7 protein-coding genes are annotated in these 6,826 nt (G+C 45.3%); all 7 read left to right on the forward strand.

Going from position 1 to position 6,826, the window contains the following annotated elements; translation table 11 throughout:
- The first annotated feature begins 148 nt into the window (after window positions 1–148).
- The 7 genes from N4310_RS06955 to nadE all read left to right on the forward strand — a co-directional run bounded on the left by N4310_RS06955 (window position 149) and on the right by nadE (window position 6,608).
- The gene (locus tag N4310_RS06955; RefSeq protein WP_262092607.1) at window positions 149–1,489 is read left to right on the forward strand and encodes a DEAD/DEAH box helicase; all 1,341 of its coding nucleotides are present in this window, start codon (window positions 149–151) and stop codon (window positions 1,487–1,489) included.
- Window positions 1,490–1,506: 17 nt separating this feature from the next.
- Window positions 1,507–2,265 (forward strand): amino acid ABC transporter permease, encoded by a 759-nt coding sequence (locus N4310_RS06960; protein ID WP_262092608.1) that lies wholly within the window; start codon window positions 1,507–1,509, stop codon window positions 2,263–2,265.
- A 10-nt stretch (window positions 2,266–2,275) separates the two neighbouring features.
- On the forward strand, window positions 2,276–3,022 hold the full coding sequence (locus N4310_RS06965; protein WP_262092609.1) for an amino acid ABC transporter ATP-binding protein: 747 nt from the start codon (window positions 2,276–2,278) through the stop codon (window positions 3,020–3,022).
- 14 nt (window positions 3,023–3,036) lie between these two features.
- Window positions 3,037–3,228: a DUF4059 family protein gene (locus N4310_RS06970; RefSeq protein ID WP_262092610.1), complete on the forward strand. Its 192-nt coding sequence runs from the start codon at window positions 3,037–3,039 to the stop codon at window positions 3,226–3,228.
- 71 nt (window positions 3,229–3,299) lie between these two features.
- A complete protein-coding gene (gene trxB / locus N4310_RS06975) occupies window positions 3,300–4,211 on the forward strand; it encodes a thioredoxin-disulfide reductase (RefSeq protein WP_160333320.1) in 912 nt (303 codons plus the stop codon).
- 115 nt (window positions 4,212–4,326) lie between these two features.
- On the forward strand, window positions 4,327–5,787 hold the full coding sequence (locus N4310_RS06980) for a nicotinate phosphoribosyltransferase (RefSeq protein ID WP_262092611.1): 1,461 nt from the start codon (window positions 4,327–4,329) through the stop codon (window positions 5,785–5,787).
- Window positions 5,784–6,608: an ammonia-dependent NAD(+) synthetase gene (nadE, locus tag N4310_RS06985; protein WP_262092612.1), complete on the forward strand. Its 825-nt coding sequence runs from the start codon at window positions 5,784–5,786 to the stop codon at window positions 6,606–6,608. The genes N4310_RS06980 and nadE overlap by 4 nt, the downstream gene beginning before the upstream one ends.
- The last annotated feature ends 218 nt before the right edge of the window (window positions 6,609–6,826 follow it).

Consider the following 6,826-nt stretch of genomic DNA (forward strand, 5'->3'; position numbering starts at 1 on the left):
ATTTTTATGAAATTGATGAGGAGGAGTCAGGATCCTGACATTATTTTCAAAAAGAATAAGCAACGGGAATGATTCGTTGGATTTTTTCCAGCCTTTTTCTGATTTTCAATGTGGTATAATGGAAGGAAGTTAGAAAAGGAAGTGAAGCATGAAATTTACTGATTTTCAATTAAAGGACTTTCTTCAGCAAGCTTTGAAGGAAATCAATTTTTACCAACCGACTGAGGTTCAGGAACGGTTGATTCCGGTTGTCTTGGCTGGGAAGGATTTGGTGGGAGAATCTAAGACAGGTTCTGGTAAAACCCACACCTTTTTACTACCAATTTTTCAGCAATTAGAGGATAGTGATTATACTCAGGCTGTGATTACGGCGCCCAGTCGAGAACTGGCCGAACAAATCTATCAAGCCTGTAAGCAGCTGGCGAGCCACGCACCCTTCTCTGTTCGTTTAGCCAATTATGTGGGTGGGACTGATAAGGCGCGTCAAATTGAGCGTCTGGCTAAAAATCAGCCCCACCTTGTTATCGGGACGCCAGGTCGTATTTATGACTTGGTCGATAGTGGCGCTTTAGATATCCATAAAACAAGAACATTTGTTGTTGATGAGGCGGATATGACACTGGATATGGGCTTTTTAGAAACGGTCGATCGGATCGCTTCACGTTTGCCCAAAGAGGTTCAAATCTTGGTCTTTTCAGCGACCATTCCGCAAAAACTGCAACCCTTCCTGAAGAAGTATTTGCAACAACCTGTGATGGAGCAGATTGCAACCAAAACGGTAATTTCAGATACTATCGACAATTGGTTGGTGTCGACTAAGGGGCGCGACCGGAATGCCTTGATTTATCAGATGTCTCAAATGATGCAGCCTTACTTGGCGATGATTTTTGTTAATACCAAGGACCGAGCAGAGGAGCTTTATCTCTATTTGCAGCAACAAGGACTAAAAGTTGCGCGCATCCATGGAGATATCCCAGCCCGTGAACGAAAACGGACCATGAACCAGATTAAAAACCTGGACTATAGCTTTGTGGTAGCGACAGACCTTGCAGCCCGTGGGATTGATATTGAAGGAGTCAGTCATGTCATTAATGATGCGATTCCTCAGGATCTCTCCTTTTTCATCCATCGGGTTGGTCGGACTGGCCGGAATGGCTTGGATGGAACAGCCATCACCCTCTATTCGCCACAAGATGATTCAGCTATCCGTGATTTGGAAAAAATGGGTATCCGTTTTTTACCAAAAGAAATCAAGGATGGAGAATTTGTTGAAACCTATGACCGGGATCGTCGGGCACAACGAGAGAAAAAACGTGAAAAACTGGACACTGAAATGATCGGCTTGGTCAAAAAGAAGAAAAAGAACATTAAGCCGGGCTATAAGAAAAAAATTCAGTGGGCCGTTAATGAAAAACGAAGAAAAACCAAGAGGGCTGAACGCAGAGCCCAAGGCCGTGCAGAACGTAAGGCGAAGCGACAGACCTTTTAGGAAGTAAGAGGTAGTGTATGATTCCTAATCTAGGAGTAACTTTTTATGAAAATTTAATGAATAGTTTGCCAGATGGTCAATTGTTTAGTGTGCGGGCAGTTTTTGATGGACTACCACGGATTCTGGAACGGTTGCCCATTACTTTGGGGTTGACCTTGGCAGGTTCGATCTTTGGGTTGATGTTGGCGATTCTGTTTGCTCTGGTTAAAATTCGGCGGGTGCGGATTTTATACCCGATTCAAGCTGTTTTTGTCAGCTTTTTGCGTGGGACCCCGATTTTGGTACAACTGATGTTAACCTACTACGGGATTCCCCTCCTCTTGAAGGCCGTGAATCAGAGTCTTGGGACTGCTTGGAATATTAATGCCATCCCGGCAGCTGTCTTTGCCATTGTAGCCTTTGCCTTTAATGAAGCCGCTTATGCTAGTGAGACGATTCGTGCAGCTATCTTAGCGGTGGATCCAGGTGAGGTGGAGGCCGCCCGCAGTTTAGGGATGACCGAAAGCCAAGTTTACCGCCGTGTGGTTTTCCCCAATGCAGCTGTGATTGCCCTCCCAACCTTAATTAACAATTTGATTGGTCTGACCAAGGGAACTTCCCTGGCCTTTAATGCCGGGGTTGTGGAAATCTTTGCCCAGGCTCAAATTTTGGGTGGAACAGATTACCGTTACTTTGAACGCTTTATCTCTGTTTCCCTTGTTTACTGGGGTGTGAGCATTCTAGTCGAGCAATTTGGACGCTGGTGGGAGCGCCGCCTGGCGATTGGCGATGAATAGGAGGTCTCAGATGATTACGATTAAGGGATTGAGTAAAAAATTCGGGAAACAGGTCGTTTTGGATAAGTTGGATGTAGAGATCCATCAGGGCGAAGTGATTGCCTTGATTGGTTCTTCAGGAGCTGGGAAGTCAACCTTTCTACGGAGCCTTAATTTTTTGGAAACCGCTGATATTGGAACCATTCAAATTGGTGATAGCCTTTTAGATGTCAAAACTGCAAACAAGGATGATATCCTGAAGCTACGCCAACGCCTGTCGATGGTTTTCCAGCAGTTTAATCTCTTTTCCAGACGGACAGTTTTAGAAAATGTCATGGAGGGCTTGGTCCAGGTTAAGAAAATGCCGGTCCCCAAGGCTAAAGATTTAGCGCTTAAGGAGCTGACCAAGGTTGGTCTGGCCGATAAGGTGGACCAGTATCCCAAACAACTATCTGGGGGACAAAAACAACGGGTTGGTTTAGCCCGGGCTTTGGCCATGAAACCAAGTGTGCTCTTGCTGGATGAACCGACTTCTGCCTTGGATCCTGAGTTGGTTCGCGAAGTGGAAAAGGCAATTAGCCAGGCCGCCGAGGACGGGCAAACCATGATTTTGGTGAGTCACGATATGGCCTTTGTCGAGCAAGTAGCGGATCGCGTTTTATTCTTGGAAAAAGGAAAAATTATCGAAGAGGGAACTCCGGAGCAAATTTTCCACCATCCCAAGCAAGAGCGGACCAAGAACTTCTTGGCCAATTATCGTCGAGAAGAGGCGGTTTAAGGATGTTGGCGCAAATGCTGATGCTCTATTTTCAGAGCCTGTTGGTGACAAGTCTGCTGGTGCTTATTTTAGGTGTCTATTATTATTTTCAAGGCTTGTCTAAGGGAATTGAGAAACGAACAATGCGACATGAGGTCTTGATTGCTTCTTGTCTGGTGATTCCAATCTTTTCTTTTGCGGTTATGGCCCTCTTGATTGTCTTCTAGGTCGACTTTCTTGAAATAAAGCTCAGAGGGGTCTATAATGACAGTAGAAGAATTCTAAGGAGAAACTCTTTATGTACGATACAATTATTATTGGAGCTGGCCCAGCTGGAATGACCGCTGCTCTCTATGCAGCTCGTGGGAATCTCAAGGTTGCCCTTCTTGAGCGTGGGATTCCTGGTGGTCAGTTGAACAACACAGCTGATATTGAAAACTATCCAGGTTTTGCTAAGATTTCTGGTCCAGAGTTGGCAGACCACATGTTCCAACCCTTAGAAGGTTTTGGAGTAGAATACATTTTCGGGCTGGTGTCATCGGTTGAAGATCAGGGAGATCATAAGATTGTGCACACAGATTCAGGGGACTTCCAAGCGAAGACCGTTGTTGTGGCGACAGGATCAGCTCATCGATCGCTAGGTGTTCCTGGTGAGGCAGAATACAACAGCCGCGGAGTTTCCTACTGTGCGGTCTGTGACGGAGCCTTTTTCCGCGATGAAGACATTTTAGTTGTTGGGGGCGGTGATTCAGCCGTTGAAGAAGCCCTTTTCTTAACGCAAATGGGTAAAAGTGTAACAATTGTTCACCGTCGTGACGAGCTTCGGGCCCAAAAGGTTCTCCAAGATCGTGCCTTTGCCAATGAAAAAATCCGCTTCATCTGGGATAGTGTCGTTAAGGAAATCAAAGGCGACGAGCGTAAAGTTCAAAGCGTTGTCTTAGAAAATGTCAAAACAGGTATGGTGACAGAAGAAGCCTTTGGAGCTGTCTTTATCTATGTCGGCTTGGATGCGGTGAGTGAATTTGTCAAAGACCTAGGAATCACAGATGAAAACGGCTGGATCCCTACCGATAAGGAAATGAAAACCAAGGTTAATGGCATCTATGCTGTTGGAGACATTCGTCAGAAGGATCTCCGTCAAATCACTACAGCTGTTGGTGATGGTGCCGTTGCTGGTCAACAAGTCTATAAATACATTTCAGAACAATAATTTAAAAGCTGGGCTAGTCCTGGCTTTTTTGCGGACCAAAAGCACCCTACAGAATCCTCTGTTTTCAACGTCTTTCGTATGGTATAATGGGACTAGTATTTTTGGAGGAGTTTTTATGTATCCAGATGATAGTTTGACCCTGCATACAGATTTGTATCAAATCAATATGATGCAAGTCTACTTTGAGCAAGGGATTCATCAGAAGCAATCTGTCTTTGAGTTGTATTTTCGAAAATTGCCCTTTAAAAATGGTTATGCCGTTTTTGCTGGCTTGGAGCGGGTTATCCAATATTTGGAGGAGTTGCGCTTTACAGAATCTGACCTAGCCTATCTTCGTGATCAAGGTTATGAAGAGGATTTTCTAGCTTATCTCGCCGATTTTCAATTGCAGATCACTGTTCGTTCGGTCCAAGAGGGGGATTTGGTTTTTGCCAATGAACCTTTGATGCAGATTGAGGGACCACTAGCTCAGTGTCAGTTAGTGGAAACAGCCCTGTTGAATATTATCAACTACCAGACCTTGATTGCGACCAAGGCTGCACGAATCAAATCCGTGATTGGGGATGAGCCGCTCTTGGAATTTGGGACTCGCCGAGCCCAGGAAATGGATGCAGCTATTTGGGGAACTCGAGCAGCCTTTATTGGAGGCGCCTCTGGGACCAGTAATGTCCGGGCTGGAAAACGTTTTGCCATTCCGGTGGCAGGGACCCATGCCCATTCGCTTGTCCAAGTCTACGGGAATGATTACCAGGCCTTTAAGGCTTATGCAAAAACGCATCGCAACTGCGTCTTCTTGGTCGACACTTATGATACGCTAAGACTTGGTGTGCCTGCGGCTATTCGTGTGGCCCAGGAGTTGGGAGATCAAATCAATTTCTTGGGTGTTCGGATTGATTCGGGCGATATTGCTTATATTTCTAAAAAAGTGCGCCAGCAACTGGATGATGCTGGATTTACAGAAGCAAAAATCTACGCATCGAACGATTTGGATGAGACAACGATTTTAAACCTTAAGATGCAAAAGGCTAAAATTGATGTCTGGGGAGTCGGGACCAAGTTAATTACAGCTTACGACCAGCCAGCTCTGGGCGCTGTTTATAAAATTGTGGCGATTGAAGATGAAACTGGCCATATGCGGGATACCATCAAGCTTTCCAGTAATGCTGAAAAAGTATCGACTCCTGGTAAAAAGCAAGTCTGGCGGATTACTAGTCGGGCCAAGGGGAAGTCTGAGGGAGACTATATTTCCTTTGCTGATCAGGACATTAATCAGCTGGAAGAATTGGATATGTTCCATCCGACTTACACCTATATCAACAAAAAGGTGCGAGACTTTGAGGGGATTCCAATGCTGATCCCAATCTATGATGAGGGACGTTTGATTTACCAGTCTCCAAGTCTAGTGGAGATTCAGGAACGTGCCCGGATAGCCTTTGACAATCTTTGGGATGAATACAAGCGGGTTTTGAACCCTCAAGATTATCCGGTTGATTTGGCGCGTGATGTTTGGGAAAACAAGATGAACTTGATTGAAAAAGTTCGCCGTCAGGCTTTAGAAGAAGGAGTGGACGCATGACCTTGCAAGAAACCATTATCCAAACGCTTGGGGTTCAGGCTGTCATTGACCCACGAGCTGAAATTCGTCGAAGTCTGGATTTCCTAAAGGAATACCTATTGAAACACCCCTTTTTGAAGTCCTATGTTCTAGGGATTTCAGGTGGACAGGATTCGACCCTGGCTGGCCGTCTAGCCCAGCTAGCTGTCGAGGAACTACGTCAGGAGACAGGCGATGCCAATTATCAATTTATAGCGGTTCGTCTGCCCTATGGTCAGCAATTGGATGAGGCCGATGCTCAAGCTGCTTTAGACTTTATCAAAGCCGACCAGGTAGTCACTGTTAATATTAAGCCAAGTGTCGATGCCCTTGTTGCCAGCTTAGAAGCAGCTGACCAAGCGATTAGTGATTTTAACAAAGGGAATGTAAAAGCCAGAGCACGTATGCAGGTCCAATATGCCCTAGCAGCTGCCCATCAGGGAGCCGTTATCGGAACCGATCACGCAGCTGAGAATCTAACAGGCTTCTTTACCAAGTTTGGTGATGGAGCAGCAGATATTCTGCCCCTCTACCGTTTGCACAAGGGTCAGGGACGTCAGCTCTTACAAGCCTTAAAGGCCCCTGCTGCCCTCTATGAAAAAATACCGACAGCTGATCTAGAAGAAGAAAAGCCCCTTCTAGCGGACGAACAAGCCCTCGGCGTTTCCTACCAAGCGATTGATGATTACCTGGAAGGAAAAACCGTAGCCGTTCAAGACCAAGCTCGAATCGAAGAACTATGGTTTAAAGCAGAACACAAACGGCATTTACCGATTACTATTTTTGACGATTTTTGGAAATAATCCCTTACCCAGCTCTTTCTCGGTCTAGGACTAGACTCTCCTGATAGGATCAGGGGAGTTTTTTTGATGGTTGAAAACATACTAAGCTTAGTAGTGAGGAAATCTCCGACGGGAGAAAGTACTCACTACTTTTCTTTATGTTAACCCAAATTATTCATACCTCAAACAACTCCGTGTAAATAGCTAAAAAATCATCAGAAATTGCCAAAAAACAATGG

This window comes from Streptococcus danieliae (genome assembly GCF_025447695.1).
GTDB classification, from domain to species: Bacteria; Bacillota; Bacilli; order Lactobacillales; family Streptococcaceae; genus Streptococcus; species Streptococcus danieliae.